We start from the raw sequence: 16818 nt of genomic DNA, 5'->3' as shown, positions 1-16818 counted from the left end.
ATGAGTACTCCAGCCTTCGTAGAACAGCTCTACCTGACCTTCCTCGGGCGACCTGCCGACGATGCTGGACGTGCGTTCTGGTCGCAGGCGATCGACGCCGGCGTGCTGTCGGCTGCCGAGGCGACCCTTCACTTTGTCGAAAGCGCGGAGTTCGCGGACGCGGTCGCGCCCCTGGCCCGCCTGTACTACAGCGCCTTTGACCGCATTCCCGATGCCGCCGGCCTGTCATTCTGGCTGCAGCAGCTGCAAGCGGGCACGCCGCTCGACGCCATCGCCGCCGCCTTCGTCATGACCCCGGAGTTCGCGGAGGTGTACGGCGCCGCCCGCAATGCCGACTTCATCGACCTGATCTACCAGAACGCGCTGGGCCGCGCACCGGACGCCAGCGGCAAGGCGTATTGGGTCGAGCAGCTGGCGCAGGGCCTGGCCAGCCGCGCCGACGTCCTGGCCGCGATCGCCGCCTCGGGTGAGATGGCGGCGGCCACTGGCGGCGCCGTCAAGGTGATCGCCCAGTATCACGGCATCACCGGTTCGGCCCCGACCCAGCAGCAAATCGACAGCGCCCTGCAGCTTGAGGAGCCGCTCACCCTGATCAACCAGCTGTTTGCCAGCAGCCGCTACACCGGCGCGCCGGTGCCGCATCCCTTCGTTACCGACACGGTAAAGACCAGCGCGGGTGGCGGCGGCACCATCAACGACATGTCGAACAAAGCGCCCGTGCTCGACTTTGGCTCGACCACGCCGGCCGATGACACGACTTCGGGCGTCTCTGTTACGCCGAAGATCGTGCTCGCGTTTTCGCAAGACGTGTTCGCAGGATCCGGTGTGATCTACATTACCGACGGCGCGGCGCAAACCGTGATCGACCGCGCGACCGGCCAGCCGAAAGTACGCATCGTCGGCGCCACCGACACGCGCGCGATCGACGTCAGGGACACTTCCCATGTGTCGTTCGACGGCGAGCGCGTCACCATCACCGTGGCGTCCGCGCTGAAGTCCGGCGTCACCTACAGCATCCTGGTCGGCAAGGGCGTGTTCGAAGGCGCCAACGACATGCCGTTTGGCGGCATCTCCGATTCGACCGTCCTTAACTTCACGCCATTCGGCGATTCGACGCCGCCCGAAGTGGTGTCGTTCACGCTGGACCGCGGCAGCTTCAACTCGGGCCATACCGCGACCATGACGATCGCGTTCAGCGAAGCCGTCGAGGCCCCAGTTGCAAGCGACTTCGATATTCCAAACGGCTCGCTGTCGGGTTTTGCCAGTACCGATGGCGGACGCACCTGGACCGCCGCGTTCACGCCGACGGCCAGCCAGGTCAATGACGAGACCAACTTCATCACCCTGCGCGCCGGTAGCGTGCGCGACGTCGCGGGCAATTTCACAGACCGTGACTTCACCTCCAGCACCTACACTGTCGACACCCTGGTCACGCCGGTAGTCGACAGCAAGCTTGAATTCAATGACACCGGCATCTCCGCTACCGACCAGCTGACCAATGATCCGACCCAGACGCTGAGCGGCAAATTCGTCGGCGCCCCTTCCGGAACAACACTGAACATCGTCGTCAACGGCGTCTCGCACGTTGTCTCCCCGAACGCGGACAAGACCTGGGCCTTTAGCGGCGGCGAGTACATCGAGGGCCTCAATACCGTCATCGCCTACTTCACCAATCCGACCGGCGAGCACCGCAGCGCCGAACGCTCGCTGAGCTTTGTGCTCGATACCACCGGCCCAGGCGTTACCGGCCTGGACGACTCCATCGACCCCGCGACGCCGCTTGCGCTCACCTTCAGCGAAGCGATGTACTGGCGCGACGATACCGCGACGATCACGTTCTCGACGGCGTCTGGCGCGAGCGTCACGGTGGGCCGGGAGAATGTCGGGTTCTCGTCCGACCTGAAGACAATCACGATCGACGGCGCCGATGTGCTGGCGGCAGGGACGGCATACACGATGACGCTGCCCGGCTCGTTCACGGACGCCGCCGGAAACGCGGTCGCCGGTGCACTGGCTTTTGCCACATTGCCTGGCCCGGATATCACGCCGCCGCCAACTCCTTCGATTGCCGACCTGGTGGACGCAAGCGACACCGGCACCTCGGCCATCGACAACATCACCCGCGACACGCTGCCGATGTTTGAGGGCACGACAGGCGCCCAAGGCGATACCGTCAAGCTGTATGCCGGCGCTGCGGAAGTCGGATCGGCGACGGTTGGGGCGGACGGGGCGTGGAAGGTAGCTCCTTCGTCCGCGCTGGCTGAAGGCGCGCACAGCATCACCGTCAGGTTCGTGGACGCAGCAGGGAATGTTGGCGAGGCGTCGCCGGTGCTTGGCATCCGCATCGATACAACCGCGCCAACCATCATCGGCACCACGCCGCTGGAAAACGGCGCCACGTCCGGCGACGTCAAGCTGGCTTTTTCGGAGCACGTCAGTTTCGTGCAGGGCTCGCTCAAGTTCGCCGGCGTCCTCGGCGGCCTGCTCAGCTTTATCAGCTTGGACCATGCAACCGCGTGGTCGATCGGCGCTTCCCCCACCAATGCCGAGCATTCCGTGCTGACCATCAGCCCTGACATCGGGCTTGGCCAGCATACGCTGTCGCTGGAAGCGAACAGCATTACTGACGTGGCGGGCAATGCCTACGCCGAGATCATCGGCACGCCAGTGCTGACCTTCAACCTCACCCTGCTGTAATCAGTCCAGCACGCGCCCGCTGTCGAAGCGGCGCTGCTGGCCGCTGAGCGGATCGCGGAAAGCAATCGACCGCGCCAGCAGCTTGAGCGGCTTCGTAAAATCATCGCCCTTGCATGGCAGCGCGACCGGATAAAAAGCGTCGTTGAGGATCGGCGCGCCCAGGCTCGCCATATGCACCCGCAGCTGGTGCTTGCGGCCCGTATGCGGCTCCAACCGGTACAACCAGGCGTCGCCGCGCTGGCCGATGACATCCACCAGGGTTTCTGAATTGGGCTCGCCCTCGACCTCCTGCATGCGGAAGAACGGGGTGCCGTCGACCATCCGGCTGCGATGGGTAAACGGGAAGCTGCGGCCGGCCATCGGGGCGGCCAGCGCTTCGTAGGCCTTCTCCACGCTGCGCTGCTGGAACAGCGACTGGTAGGCGCCGCGGCTCGCCTCGCAATGCGAAAAGATGACCACCCCCGCGGTCTCGCGGTCGAGGCGGTGGATAGGCGTCAGGTGCGGCAGTCCAAGCTTGTCCTTGAGGCGCACCAGCAGCGTCTCGCGCAGGAAGCGGCCGCTCGGGGTCATCGGCAGGAAGTGCGGCTTGTCCACTACAACCAGGTGCTCGTCGCGGAACAGCACCTGTTCCTCGAACGGGATCGGGGTTTCGGCTTCAATCTCGCGGTAATACCAGATGCGCATGCCGCGCCTGACTTCGCTGCCTGCATCGAGCACGCAGCCGGCGCCGTCGACTACCTCGCCGCGCGCCATGCGGGCGCGCCACGCGGCCTCGCCCACGGCCGGGAACTGGTCGCACAGGAAAGCCAGCATGCCGCCGGCGCGGTCCTCGTCGAGCCACAGGTAGCTTGGCGCGACGCCGTTCCTGACAGGGAGCGGCCGGATGGCGTTGTTAGCGGCCTGCCTTCCCATTTATCTCAGTGCGGTGGTGCGGTACGGCGGCAGCTTCGACGCCGACGTGCCTTTCGAGCGCGCATACAGCGGCAGCAGCACGCCCATATGGTCGTTCATCTGGCGGATGCGGTCCGAGCCGCCCGGGTGGGTCGACAGCCAGCTGGCCGGCGCGCCCTTGTTCAGGGAGGCCATTTTTTGCCACAGCGCGATGCCTGCACGGGGGTCGTACCCTGCGCGCGCGGCCAGGTCGAGGCCAATCAGGTCGGCTTCACGTTCGTCGTCGCGCGAGTATTTCAGCGACAGCAGCTGGGTGCCGTACTGCGCCACGGTGTCGGTCATGCGCGGGTCGATGCCCAGCCATCCGGACAGCAGCGCGCCGCCAAGGCGCATGCCGAGCGAGGTGCCGGCCGATTTGACCATCTGCTCACGCCCGTGTTCGCGCAGCGCGTGGGCGATTTCGTGGCCCATGATGGCCGCCGCTTCGTCATCGGTCAGCTTCAGCCTGGTCAGGATGCCGCTGAAGAAGCCGATGCGCCCGCCCGGCATGCAGAAGGCGTTGACCTGGTCGGAGCCGATCAGGTTGACCTGCCAGTTCCATTTCGATGCGGCCGGGTTCCAGCGGGTCGAGTACGGGATGATGCGCTTGGCGATGGTGCGCAGCCTGACCACTTGCGGATGGTCTGGCGGCGCCAGGGCGCCCTGCTTCTGCGCCTCCGTCATCATGGCCGCGTACTGCTGCCTGGCCTGCTGCTCCATCTGGTCTTCCGACGCCAGCACGCGGTAGCGCGGCATCGGGCGAACCTCGATGCCGTCCTGGACCTGGGCTTCCTGTTGCTGGGCCGGGGCGACGCCTGCGCAGGCGGCCAGCGCCGCCGCGAGGGCAATGTGTTTGAGCTTGTTCATGTGGGTACCGTGCTGTTTATCTGATAACACCATCATCTCAAAAATCCGCCCGAAGTCGCACACGATATGGACAGGCGGTCTGGATCACGGCGCCGGGCGGCCTTTTTTGCGGAGGCGGAAAACGGCCAGGCTGCCGCGCAGGTTGGGCAGCACCGATACCGGCCGGCCGCCCACCAGCGCCACGCGCTCGAGCACTTCGAGGCCGCATTCCTGCGCGAGTTCCTCGAAATCGTAGATGGTCGCGCAGCGCACGTTCGGCGTGTCGTACCACTGGTACGGCAGCGAACGCGATACCGGCATGCGCCCGCGCAGCAGCGCCACCCGGTGCGGCCAGTACGCGAAGTTGGGGAAAGAGACGATCGCTTCGGCGCCCACGCGCACGATATCGCGCAGCAGCGCCTCGACGTGCTGCATCATCTGCAGCGACGACAGGCACAGCACCGTGTCGAACGAATTGTCGCCGAAGATGCCGAGGCCTTTTTCCATGTCGTGCTGGATCACGTCGACGCCGCGCGCGGCGCTTTCGAGCACCTTGTGGTCGTCGATTTCGATGCCATAGCCGGTGCAGCGCTTGTCGCTGCCCAGGTAGCTCAGCATAGCGCCGTCGCCGCAGCCCACGTCGAGGACGTGCGCGCCCTTCGGCACCCAGTGTGCGATGAAGGCCAGGTCGGGCCGCAGCGTTGAGAGGTCTTCGAAGTTCATGCGCGCACCTCCGGCATCTGGTCCCAGATGCGCTGGTAATAGGCGCGCACCATGTTCATGTAGCGTGGGTCTTCCAGCAGGAAGGCGTCGTGGCCGTGCGGCGCGTCGATCTCGGCGTAAGTCACGCGGCGGCGGTTGCACAGCAGCGCCTCGACGATCTCGCGGCTGCGCTCAGGCGAGAAGCGCCAGTCGGTGGTGAACGAGGCCAGGAAGAATTCAGCGCGGGTGTTCGCAAGCGCCTTGGCCAGGTCGCCGCCGAAGTCGCGCGCCGGGTCAAAGTAGTCGAGCGCCTTGGTGATCAACAGGTAGGTGTTGGCGTCGAAGTATTCGGAGAATTTGTCGCCCTGGTAGCGCAGGTAGGATTCGATTTCGAAGTCGACGCCGAAGTCGAACTTGTAATCATTGTTCTCCGCGGCGTTGCGCAGCTTGCGGCCGAATTTTTCCGCCATGTCGTCGTTGGACAGGTAGGTGATGTGGCCAACCATGCGTGCCACCTTCAGGCCGTTTTTCGGCACCACGCCGTGCGCGTAGAAGTCGCCGCCATGGTAGTCAGGGTCGGTCAGGATGGCCTGGCGGGCGACGTCATTGAAGGCGATGTTCTGCGCCGACAGCTTGGGTGTCGATGCAATCACGACGCAGTGGCGCAGGCGTTCCGGGAACATCATGCTCCAGGCGAGCGCCTGCATGCCGCCCAGCGAGCCGCCCATGACCGCCGCAAACTGTTCGATGCCCAGCGCGTCGGCAAGGCGCGCCTGCGCCGCCACCCAGTCTTCCACTGTCACCAGCGGGAACGCCGCGCCATACGGCTTGCCGGTGGCCGGGTTGTCGTGCATCGGGCCGGTCGAGCCGAAGCAGGAGCCGAGGTTGTTGACGCCGATGACGAAGAAGCGGTCGGTGTCGACCGGCTTGCCGGGGCCGACCATGTTGTCCCACCAGCCGGTGCTCTTTGGCTGGTCGGCGTAAGTGCCGGCCACGTGGTGCGAGGCATTGAGCGCATGGCAGATCAGGACGGCGTTCGAGCGGTCGGCGTTGAGCGTGCCGTAGGTTTCGTAGACGAGCGTGTAGTCACCGATCCGCGCGCCGCTTTTCAGCGCCAGCGGTTCAGTGAAGTGCATCGAACTGGGCGAGACTATTCCAATGGATTGCATGTGACTTCGTTGTGGTGTTTCAGATTGCCTGCAACTGCTCGACCGCTTCGCTGATCGCGGACGGCTCGCTGGTGCGCAGGATTTTGCGGGTTTGCGTGGCCAGCTTCGCCATGTCGCAATTGAGGATCTCCTGCTTGACCGACAGCAGCTGGGCCGGATGCATCGAGAACTCGCGCAGGCCCATTCCCAGCAGCAGCCGGGTAAGCTTGGTGTCGCCCGCCATCTCGCCGCACACGGCGACGTCGATGCCGGCCTTCTGGCCCGCCGTAATGGTCATCGCGATCAGCTGCAGCACCGCCGGATGCAGCGGGTTGTAAAGGTGCGCGACTTCGTAGTCGACGCGGTCGATCGCCAGCGTGTACTGGATCAGGTCATTGGTGCCGATGGACAGGAAGTGCATGCGCTTGACGAACATCGGCAGCGACAATGCAGCCGCCGGGATCTCGATCATCGCGCCCACCTGGACCGCCGGGTCGTACTTGTGCCCTGCCTCGCGCAGCTGCGCCTTGGCCTGCTCGATCATCGCCAGCGACTGGTCGATTTCAAACGCGTGCGCCAGCATCGGGATCAGGATGCGCACCTTGCCGAAGGCTGAGGCGCGCAGGATCGCGCGCAGCTGGGTCAGGAACAGCTGCGGCTCGGCCAGGCAGTAGCGGATTGCGCGCAGGCCCAGCGCCGGGTTCAGCGCGTTGTGTTCGGTCGGGTCGAGCGGCTTGTCGGCGCCGATGTCGAGCGTGCGGATCGTCACCGGACGGCCCTTCATCGCTACCACCGCCTTGCGGTACTGCTCGAACTGTTCGTCCTCGCCCGGGATCTTGTGCGGATGGCCGGTGCGGCCCATGAACAGGAACTCGGAGCGGAACAGGCCCACGCCTTCGGCGCCGGAGTCGAGCGCGCCCGGGCAGTCGTCCGGCAGCTCGATATTGGCCAACATGGCCACCTGCACGCCGTCGCGGGTGATGGCCGGGGTCTTCTTCAGCTTCAGCAGCTTTTTGCGCGCGCGAATCTGCGCGGCCTGGCGTTCGCGGTACTGGTCGAGCACCAGCGCGCTCGGGTTGGCGATCACCACGCCGGCGTCGCCGTCGATGATCACCCAGTCGTCCTGCTCGATCAGCTGCGAGGCCTGCGACATGCCCACGGCTGCCGGTATGTCCAGGCTGCGCGCGACGATCGCGGTGTGCGAGTTCTGGCCGCCGACGTCGGTGACGAAGCCAATGAACGAACGGTCGCGGAACTGCAGCATGTCGGCCGGCGAGATGTCATGCGCGACGACGATCATCTGCGGCTGGTATTCGTCGGCGCTCGCCGCGGCGCGCGGCGGCATCAGCTGCGCGGTCCCCATCAGCACCTTCAGCACGCGCTCGGCGACCTGCTGGATGTCGGCCTTGCGCTCGCGCAGGTAAGGGTCTTCGATTTCGTCGAACTGCGCGGACAGCTCATCGATCTGCGTCACCAGCGCCCATTCGGCGTTGTAGTGGCGCGTGCGGATGATGTCGAGCGGCGCTTCGGAGATCATCGGGTCCGACAAAATCAGCGCGTGGACGTCGATGAAGGCGCCCAGTTCGGTCGGCGCATCCTTGGGCAGGTCGGTCCACAGCGCCTGCAGGCCGCGGTGCACTTCTGCGATGGCTTCCTGCAGGCGGCGCACCTCGGCTTCGAGCTGTTCCTCGGGGACGAGGTAGTGCTTGACGTCGAGTGCGGCGGGCGTGAGCAGGTGCGCGCGGCCGATCGAGATGCCGCGCGAGACCGGTATGCCGTGCAGCGTGAACGATGCCATTGGCGGACCTGTGTGGAAGCGGGACGAAGCGCGCTCGCGCATTACTCGCCTTCGCCGAACTTGTCGTTGATGAGCGCGGCGAGGGCCGCGACGCATTCACTTTCGTCCGGTCCGTCGGCTTCCAGCGTGACCTTGGCGCCCATGCCGGCGGCCAGCATCATCACGCCCATGATCGACTTGGCGTTGACCCGGCGCGCGTTACGCGTGAGCCAGACATCGCTTTGGAACTTTGCTGCCAGTTGTGTGAGTTTTGCCGAGGCCCGTGCGTGCAAGCCCAGCTTGTTGATAATTTCTAGTTCTTGTTGAATCATTTTTTCTCGTCTCAATCACACAGAACTGCGCCATTTGTTCGGCCGCGCAGCGCGCAGCCGCTTCCTATCCCGGACCTACCCGGATCCGGTTATCCACTCGTACCGCCCCGCTTTGCGCGCCGGCCAGCGCCATCTCGACGACCACGTCGAGCGTGTCGCGGCGATAGGTAATCGCGCGCAGCAGCATCGGCAGGCTGATGCCGGCGATGACTTCGACACAGCCTTCTGCCGCCAGCGAGTTGCAGCAATTGGACGGCGTGCCGCCCTTGATGTCGGTGATGACCAGCACGCCACTGCCGTCGTCCAGGCGGGCGATCGCCTGCTTCGCCAGCGCGTGGACCTGGCTGATATCCTGGTCGGCGGTGACGTCAATCGCTTCAAAGCGCTCGGTCGGGCCGCGGAACACATGCTCCACGGCCGCGATGAATGCCTGGCCCAGCGGGGCGTGGGTCAACAACAGAATGCCTACCATGTTATTTACCTGTTACCTGCTGCTGGACCGCGTCGATGAACATCGCGGCCACGTCGAATCCGGTCTGCTCCGTAATCTCCTGGAAGCAGGTCGGGCTGGTGACATTCACCTCGGTCAGGAAATCGCCGATTACGTCTAATCCTACCAGCAACAGGCCGCGGGCCGCCAGTGTGGGGCCGAGGGCCTCGGCGATCTCGCGGTCGCGCTCCGTCAGCGGCTGGGCCACGCCGATGCCGCCGGCGGCCAGGTTGCCGCGCACTTCGCCGGCCTGCGGGATGCGCGCCAGCGAGAACGGCACCGGCTTGCCGCCGATGACGAGGATGCGCTTGTCGCCCTTGACGATCTCGGGGATGTAGCGCTGGGCCATGATGGTGCGCCGTCCGAGGTCGGTCAGCGATTCGATCACCGAACCGAGGTTCATGCCGTCGCTGCGGATGCGGAAGATGCCGGCGCCGCCCATGCCGTCGAGCGGCTTGAAGATCACGTCGCCGTGTTCGGCGTGGAACTCGCGCAGGCGCGTGGAATCCGACGTCACCAGGGTTGGCGAGGTAAATTCGCTGAACTGGGTGATCGACAGCTTCTCATTGTGGTCGCGCACCGCCTGGGCCTTGTTGACCACGCAGGCGCCCTGCTTTTCCGCCAGGTCGAGCAGGTAGGTGCAGTACACGTACTCCATGTCGAAGGGCGGATCCTTGCGCAGGATGACGGCGTCGAACTCGGACAGGCGCGCGCTGGCTTTCGGCGTGGCGCGGTACCAGTCGTCGGCGTCGCCGGTCAGGGTGATCTCCGAAATTTGCGCGCTGACGATGCCGCCTTCGAGCGCCATGTCGCCTTGTTCGAACGCATACACCGCGTGGCCGCGCCGCGCCGCCTCGCGCATCATGGCGAAGGTCGAGTCCTTATAGGTTGTGAAGCCGGACAGCGGGTCGGCGAGGAAAGCGAGTTTCATGGGCGGTTCCATTGCAGGTAATACCTGATTTTAGCCGGAAACGCCGAGTGGGGTTGAAGGAGGGCCAAGCTTGTTCCCGCAAGCGGGAACAAGCACAGTACGTCAGTACACTTCCGGATTCGGATCCGTGCGTTCCAGTTCCAGCGATGCGGCCAGCAAGCCCAGCCTTGCCACCACGCCATACACGTAGAAGCGGTTCGGCGCTGCCGTGCCCGGCTTGGCCTTCAGGTCCGGCACCGCGTGCTGCTGGGCAAACGCCAGCGGCACGTATTGCGAGCCCGGGGCGTTCAGGTTCTGGTCGATGCCGCGCTCGGCGTGCACACGGTAGAAGCCGCCCACCACATAGCGGTCGATCATGTAGACCACCGGCTCGGCCACCGCATCGTTGATGCTCTCGTAGGTCGGCACGCCTTCCTGGATGATGACGTCGGTAACGGCGACGCCGTCCTTGATCACGGACATCTTGTTGCGCTGCTTTCGGCTCAGGTCCCTGACTTCGCTGGCGTCGCGCACCGTCATGATGCCCATGCCATAGGTGCCCGCGTCCGGCTTGACGATGACGAACGGCTTCTGGTCCTTGATGCCGTATTCCTTGTATTTCTTCTTGATCTTGGCCAGCAGCATGGTGACGTTGTCAGCCAGGCACTCGGAGCCCGTGTCTTCCTGGAAGTTGATCTCGCCGCACTTGGCGTGGAAGGGGTTGACCATCCACGGGTCGACGTCGATCAGCTTGCCGAACTTCTTGGCCACTTCATCGTAGGCGGCAAAGTGGTTGCTCTTGCGGCGCACCGCCCAGCCGGCGTGCACCGGCGGCAACAGCGACTGCTCGTGGATGTTTTCCAGGATGGACGGGATGCCGGCCGACAGGTCGTTGTTGAGCAGGATGGTGCACGGGTCGAAGTCCTTCAGCCCCAGGCGGCGGCCGTTGGCCGAGCGCACCAGCGGTTCGATCACCAGCATGTTGCCGTCAGGCAGCGCCAGCGGCGTCGGCTCGGTGATGTCCGGCGACAGCGAGCCCAGGCGCACGTGCAGGCCGGTCTGGCGGAAGATCTGCATCAGGCGCGCGATGTTTTGCAGGTAGAACGGGTTGCGCGTGTGGCTCTCGGGAATCAGCAGCAGGTTGCGTGCGTCCGGGCAATACTTGTCGATCGCGGCCATGGCGGCCTGCACCGACAGGGGCAGCATTTCGGTCGCCAGGTTGTTGAAGCCGCCCGGGAACAGGTTGGTGTCGACCGGGGCCAGCTTGTAGCCGGCGTTGCGCAGGTCGACCGAGCAGTAGAACGGCGGGGTGTGCTCCTGCCACTCGAGGCGGAACCAGCGCTCGATTGCCGGCGTGGCCTCCAGGACTTTTTTCTCGAGATCATGCAGGGGGCCGGTCAGGGCTGTGACAAGGTGCGGAACCATGGATAAGACGTCCTTCAGGCTTTTTTGATAATTATGAGAATCGTAAATCGGGGCGATAAAGACATTTTAAAGGCCTTTGCGCCGCTGGAACGCAAAAAGGCGCCCCGCGGGGCGCCTGGAACCACCCCGCTCGCGCGGGAAAGGGTATTTAGGCCAGGTCAGGAATGGTACGCCGATTCGCCGTGGCTTGTAATGTCCAGTCCTTCGCGCTCTTCTTCTTCCGGTACGCGCAGGCCGATGACCATGTCGACCAGCTTGTAAAGGACCACGGACACCACCGCCGACCAGACGATCGTCGTGCCCACCGCCCACAACTGGGTGACCAGCTGGCCGCTGATCGAATAGTCCGGCGACGCCTTGTTGGCGACATAGTCGAAGATACCCTGCCCGCCCAGCGACGGTGCGGCAAACACGGCCGTCAGCAGTGCGCCGAGGATACCGCCGACGCCGTGCACGCCGAACACGTCGAGCGAGTCGTCGGCGCCGATCAGGCGTTTCAGGCCGTTCACGCCCCACAGGCAAATGATGCCGGCCAGCAGGCCGATGACCAGGCCGCCCATCGGTCCGACGAAGCCGCAGGCCGGGGTGATCGCCACCAGGCCGGCGACCGCGCCGGACGCTGCGCCCAGCATCGAAGGCCTGCCCTTGAAGATCCATTCGCCCAGCACCCACGAGACGGTGGCGGCAGCGGTAGCGAGCAAGGTGTTGATGAAGGCCAGCGCGGCGATGTCGCCCGCTTCCAGTGCCGAGCCGGCATTGAAGCCGAACCAGCCAGCCCACAGCAGCGAGGCGCCGATCATCGTCATCGTTAGCGAGTGCGGCGCCATGGCTTCACGGCCGTAGCCGATGCGCTTGCCGATCATGATGGCGCCGACCAGGCCGGCGATGGCGGCGTTAATGTGCACCACGGTACCGCCGGCGAAGTCGAGCGCACCTTTCTGGAACAGCCAGCCAGCCTTGGCGCCTTCCGCCGCTGCGCTGGCGGCGTCGGTGATGGCGTCCGGACCGGTCCAGAACCAGACCATGTGGGCGATCGGCAGGTAGCTGAAGGTGAACCACAGCACGACAAAAGCCAGCACCGCCGCAAACCTGGCGCGCTCGGCGAACGCGCCGACGATCAGGGCGCAGGTGATGGCCGCGAAGGTGCCCTGGAAGGCAACGAACACGAATTCAGGAATGACGACGCCCTTGCTCCAGGTGGCGGCATAGGCGAACGCGCCTTGCGCAGGGTCCCAGATGCCGGTCAGCAGTGCGCGGTCGAAGCTGCCGATGAACGCGTTGCCAGCCGTGAACGCCAGCGAGTAGCCGTACACGCACCACAGCACGATGACGACGGCGAAGACCATGAAGACCTGCATCAGCACCGACAGCATGTTTTTCGAGCGGACCAGGCCGCCGTAGAACAGGGCGAGGCCAGGAATCGCCATGACGACGACGAGGATGGTCGCGATGAACATCCAGGCGGTGTCGCCCTTGTGCGGGACCGGGGCCGGTGCGGCTTCGGCCGCAGGTACGGCGGCTTCGGCGGCGGGCGCGGCCACTGCCGGCGCTGCGGGTGCGGCGGCGGTAGCGGTGGCGGTGGTGGCGGTTTCAGGCGCCTGGACATCCTGCGCCATGGCGGGCAGCGCGCCAGCGAAGGCGAACAGCAATGCCGCCCCAGCCAGCCATGTTGTTATAGTTTTTTTCATTAAGTGTTCCCCTCAGAGTGCTTCGTTGCCGGTTTCGCCGGTACGGATACGCACCACCTGCTCCAGGTTGGCGACAAAGATCTTGCCGTCGCCGATCTTGCCGGTACGCGCGGCGGTTTCAATTGTTTCGATCACCTGCTCGACGATGGCGTCGTCGACCGCGATTTCGATCTTGGTCTTTGGCAGGAAATCGACGATGTACTCTGCGCCGCGGTACAGCTCGGTGTGGCCCTTCTGGCGGCCGAAGCCTTTCACTTCGGTCACCGTGATGCCTTGCACATTGATCTCGGAAAGCGCTTCGCGCACTTCGTCGAGCTTGAAGGGCTTGATAATGGCCGTGATCATTTTCATGGTTGCCTCGCTATTAGAAAGTCTTTGCAATCGACAGCACCGCGCCGGTCTTGGCCAGGTCCTTGCCGTTCACAGGGCTGAAGTAGGCCTTGGTGTCGGCCTTCACGACGGCCAGCGCCACGGTCGCGAAGCCCATGTCCTTGGACAGGCCGATCTTGTAGTCGTTGTAGCTGAACGCGCTGTTGTTGGCCACGCGCTGGCGGCCCGCGTGCAGGTTCACCACCAGCCCCCCGGACAGCTCGACGTTGGCGCCGATGTCGAGGTAGCCGCTGTTCTTGCTGTCGGCGGTGCCGAACAGGTTGGTCGTCGAGTGCGAATACTTGATGTAAGCCGGGCCCATGCCGACCTGGCCGTACAGCTCGAAGGTGTTGGCGCTCGGGTTCAGGCCGTTGGACGGGTATACGTAGCCGAGGCCGCCGATGTCGTAACTGATCCCCTCGGCCAGGTCGCCGCGCTTGCCCGCGTAGATATCCCACTCGATGTCGCCGTCGCCGCCCAGGTCCTTGGTCCACTTGATGGTCGACAGCCAGGTGCCGACGTAGAAGCCGCTTGGCTTGTGCACGTAATCGGCGCCGCCCTGCAGTGCCGGCTTCAGGCGCGTCTGCGACAGGCCGCGGTAGCGGTAGTCGGAGGTCAGCGCGGCGTTGAAAGTCAGCTCGCCATCGGTGGTTTGCGCCATCGCGGCTGGTGCGCCCGACGTTGCCGCAGCCACGCACAGCGCGGCGGCGAAAGACAGCTTCAATTTCAGGTTATTCATGGGCGGTTCCCTTGGATTTGAACGTATGGTGCGGTTGCGGATTACAATCTCGGATGACCGGGGGTCAGGTATGTCTTAGCAGGAGTCATGCCAGCCCGCATTTCGGCAGGCAAGGGCTTGTTTTTCCTGCCTTTCGAACTTATTTACGATGTATTCACAGCCGTGTACCCGGCGACGCCCGCCGCACCGCACCAGATTAAGACCCGCGCGCACCCCATTGGTGCATCGCCCTCACACCAGGAAATCAGATGGACATGAATAGTTTCTTCACCGACTTGCAAGGCAAGATCAACCAGGCCATCGAAAGTTCGCCCGCCAAGGACATCGAGAAGAATGTGAAGGCCATGATGACCCAGGGCTTCTCCAAGCTTGACCTGGTCACCCGCGAGGAATTCGACATCCAGGCCCAGGTGCTGGCCAAAACCCGCGCCAAGCTCGACGCGCTGGAAAAGCGCATTGCTGAACTGGAAGCGGGCATCGACGCCAAACCGTAACTGTTGTATCCGCGGCGCGCTTCGTTGCGCCGCGCCTTTCGCGTTCCATCGTGTGTGCTATCGTGCTCAGCCTGCCACTCCGGCAGCGACCTCGAGCACGCACCTATGGACAGTACCAACGCCCCGCCTCCCCCGTACGACCTGTTTCAAGGCAACGATCCGCAACGGCAGGCGTTCAGCGCCACTGACTGGTCGCGCACAGCAGTCGGGAATCCGGACAGCTGGCCGGCGGCGCTGCGGAACACCGTCGCGCTGATGCTCGACTCGCGCTTTCCGATGTTCGTAGCGTGGGGCGAGGAACTGACCTTCCTGTACAACGACGCCTACGTCTACCTGCTCGACAAAAAGCACCCCGCCGCACTGGGAGCGCCACTTCCGCAAGTCTGGCCGGAACTGTGGCCACAGGTACGCCCGCTGATCGAGTCGACCTTCGGCGGCCAGGCCACCATTGGCGAGGATGTGCCGCGCATGATCCGCCGTGACGGGCGCGATGAGCCAAGCACCTTCACGCTGTCGTATTCGCCGATCCGGGATGCATCCGGCACTGTCGCTGGCGCCTTCTGCGTAATCCGCGACACCACGGCGCGCACCCGGCTCGAACGGCGCCAGGCCTTTCAGTTGCGCCTGTCCGACGCGCTTCGCACGCACACCGACCCGGCCCAGATCCTGGCCACCACCGCCGAGCTGCTGGGGACGCACCTCGATGCAAGCCGTGTACTGTCGGGCGATTACGACTGCGATGCGCAGCTGGTGACCCTCCATTCGAACTACACGTTCGCGCCCGCGGTCGCGCTGGTCGGCACCTTTCCCGCCGCCAGCTTCGGCACCAGGAATTTCAAGACGGTCGAACAGGGCGACACCTGGGTCTGCGATGACATGGCGAACGACCTGCGCACCAGCACCGGGGACATATTCCCGGCCTTTTACGCGCTCGGCATCCGGGCGGCGATCGCGGTGCCGCATCAGCGCGCGGGTTCGACCATCAGCTGCCTGATCGTCAATGACAGCAAGCCGCGCAGGTGGCGGCCCGACGAGATCGAACTGGTGGAGGACGTGGCCCACCGCATGTGGAATGCGGTCGAACGGGCGCGCGCGGAACTCGCGCTGGTGCAGGCGGACCGCCGCAAGGACCAGTTCCTGGCGATGCTGGCGCACGAGCTGCGCAACCCGCTCGCGCCGATCAGCTCCGCGGCGGAACTGCTTAAGCTCGGGACGCTCGACACGGAGCGGGTGCGCAGCACCGGTGCGCTGATCGCACGCCAGGTCGGCCATATGACCGGCCTGGTGGACGACCTGCTGGACGTCTCGCGCGTCACCAGCGGCATGGCGGTCATCCAGGATGAAGAAGTCGACATCAAGCGGGTCCTGGCCGATGCGATGGAACAGGTGCGGCCGCTGATGGAAGCGCGCAAGCACCGCTGCGTGGTGCAGACCGCGCCCGGCAGCGTGGCAGTCGGCGGCGACTACAAGCGCCTGGTGCAGGTGGTGGCCAACCTGCTGCACAACGCCGCCAAGTACACGCCGGAGCATGGACGCATTGAAGTGGCGCTCGAAGCAGGAGACGACCACGCCACCCTCAAGGTGTCGGACAACGGCGTCGGCATTTCGCCCGAACTGCTTCCGAGCGTATTCGAATTGTTTTCCCAGGCCGAGCGCAGCAGCGACCGCGCCCAGGGCGGGCTCGGACTTGGCCTGGCGCTGGTCAAGAGCCTGGTCGAACTGCACGGCGGCAGCGTGGCCGCGGCCAGCGCGGGTGCGAATGCGGGCAGCAGCTTTACCGTGCGGCTGCCGCGGCTGGCGCAGCGAGAGGCAGCCGCGGCGCCGGTGTGGCCCGAGCGCGGATCGGCTGCTGCGGGCGTATCGCTGCGCGTGATGGTTGTCGACGACAATGTGGACGGCGCCCAGATGCTGGCGATGTTCCTCGAAGCGAGCGGGCACCTGGTGGCGGTGGAGCACAGCGGGCAGGCGGCGCTGGCGCGTGCAACGACGGAGAGCTTCGACGCTTTCCTGCTCGACATCGGCCTGCCGGGAATGGACGGCAAGGAGCTTGCCCAGCGCCTGCGTGAGATGCCGCAAGCGGGCAAAGCGATGCTGGTGGCGATTACCGGTTACGGACTGGCAGGCGACGGCGCGGAATCGCTCAGGACCGGGTTCGACCATTACATGGTGAAGCCTGTCGATCCGTTGGCAGTGCTTGGGCTGTTGAGGGATAAGCGGCAAAACTGAATCCGCCGCCCTACATAAGGATTTCTGATCGGAATGTTCAATATG

At 64.8% G+C, this 16818-nt stretch carries 15 protein-coding genes; 3 read left to right on the top strand and 12 right to left on the bottom strand.

Annotated elements, in window-relative coordinates; genetic code table 11:
* Complete coding sequence (locus tag LMJ30_RS04130; protein WP_229431079.1) at positions 1 to 2697, top strand: DUF4214 domain-containing protein; 2697 nt, start codon at positions 1 to 3, stop codon at positions 2695 to 2697.
* Here the strand turns inward: LMJ30_RS04130 and LMJ30_RS04125 are convergent, their stop codons facing one another.
* The 12 genes from LMJ30_RS04125 to LMJ30_RS04070 all read right to left on the bottom strand — a co-directional run bounded on the left by LMJ30_RS04125 (position 2698) and on the right by LMJ30_RS04070 (position 14053).
* Complete coding sequence (locus LMJ30_RS04125) at positions 2698 to 3609, bottom strand: RluA family pseudouridine synthase (RefSeq protein WP_229431078.1); 912 nt, start codon at positions 3607 to 3609, stop codon at positions 2698 to 2700.
* A complete protein-coding gene (locus tag LMJ30_RS04120; RefSeq protein WP_229431077.1) occupies positions 3610 to 4494 on the bottom strand; it encodes a M48 family metallopeptidase in 885 nt (294 codons plus the stop codon).
* Positions 4495 to 4578: 84 nt separating this feature from the next.
* Positions 4579 to 5196 (bottom strand): methionine biosynthesis protein MetW, encoded by a 618-nt coding sequence (gene metW, locus LMJ30_RS04115; RefSeq protein ID WP_229431076.1) that lies wholly within the window; start codon positions 5194 to 5196, stop codon positions 4579 to 4581.
* Positions 5193 to 6464 (bottom strand): homoserine O-succinyltransferase MetX, encoded by a 1272-nt coding sequence (metX, locus tag LMJ30_RS04110; RefSeq protein ID WP_371872972.1) that lies wholly within the window; start codon positions 6462 to 6464, stop codon positions 5193 to 5195. Before metX ends, metW begins: the two co-directional genes overlap by 4 nt.
* The gene (gene ptsP, locus LMJ30_RS04105; protein WP_229431074.1) at positions 6364 to 8121 is read right to left on the bottom strand and encodes a phosphoenolpyruvate--protein phosphotransferase; all 1758 of its coding nucleotides are present in this window, start codon (positions 8119 to 8121) and stop codon (positions 6364 to 6366) included. The genes metX and ptsP overlap by 101 nt, the downstream gene beginning before the upstream one ends.
* Positions 8122 to 8162: 41 nt before the next feature.
* Complete coding sequence (locus tag LMJ30_RS04100) at positions 8163 to 8432, bottom strand: HPr family phosphocarrier protein (RefSeq protein ID WP_229431073.1); 270 nt, start codon at positions 8430 to 8432, stop codon at positions 8163 to 8165.
* A 64-nt stretch (positions 8433 to 8496) separates the two neighbouring features.
* Complete coding sequence (locus tag LMJ30_RS04095; protein WP_229431072.1) at positions 8497 to 8904, bottom strand: PTS sugar transporter subunit IIA; 408 nt, start codon at positions 8902 to 8904, stop codon at positions 8497 to 8499.
* A 1-nt stretch (position 8905) separates the two neighbouring features.
* Positions 8906 to 9853, bottom strand: coding sequence for a glutathione synthase (gshB, locus tag LMJ30_RS04090; protein WP_229431071.1), 948 nt, complete (start codon positions 9851 to 9853; stop codon positions 8906 to 8908).
* Positions 9854 to 9955: 102 nt separating this feature from the next.
* Positions 9956 to 11257 (bottom strand): glutamate--cysteine ligase, encoded by a 1302-nt coding sequence (gshA, locus tag LMJ30_RS04085; RefSeq protein WP_229431070.1) that lies wholly within the window; start codon positions 11255 to 11257, stop codon positions 9956 to 9958.
* Positions 11258 to 11415: 158 nt separating this feature from the next.
* Positions 11416 to 12945 carry an ammonium transporter gene (locus LMJ30_RS04080; protein WP_307729217.1) on the bottom strand — a complete coding sequence of 510 codons (1530 nt, stop codon included), beginning with the start codon at positions 12943 to 12945 and terminating at the stop codon, positions 11416 to 11418.
* Between the two features lie 12 nt (positions 12946 to 12957).
* Positions 12958 to 13296, bottom strand: coding sequence for a P-II family nitrogen regulator (locus LMJ30_RS04075; RefSeq protein ID WP_229431069.1), 339 nt, complete (start codon positions 13294 to 13296; stop codon positions 12958 to 12960).
* Between the two features lie 13 nt (positions 13297 to 13309).
* Entirely contained in the window at positions 13310 to 14053 is a 744-nt protein-coding gene (locus LMJ30_RS04070; protein ID WP_267869545.1) for a TorF family putative porin, read from the bottom strand.
* A gap of 248 nt (positions 14054 to 14301) precedes the next feature.
* On the opposite strand from LMJ30_RS04070, the gene LMJ30_RS04065 reads away from it, so the two are divergent.
* Positions 14302 to 14547, top strand: coding sequence for an accessory factor UbiK family protein (locus LMJ30_RS04065; RefSeq protein ID WP_229431068.1), 246 nt, complete (start codon positions 14302 to 14304; stop codon positions 14545 to 14547).
* 105 nt (positions 14548 to 14652) lie between these two features.
* Positions 14653 to 16773, top strand: a complete 2121-nt coding sequence (locus tag LMJ30_RS04060; RefSeq protein WP_229431067.1) for a hybrid sensor histidine kinase/response regulator — start codon at positions 14653 to 14655, stop codon at positions 16771 to 16773.
* Positions 16774 to 16818 lie beyond the last annotated feature (45 nt).

Origin of the sequence: Massilia agrisoli (assembly GCF_020831365.1) — a bacterium.
GTDB classification, from domain to species: domain Bacteria; phylum Pseudomonadota; class Gammaproteobacteria; order Burkholderiales; family Burkholderiaceae_D; genus Telluria_A; species Telluria_A agrisoli.
Note: the sequence above shows the minus strand (reverse complement) of the source record. Positions and strands in the feature narration are given on the sequence as shown.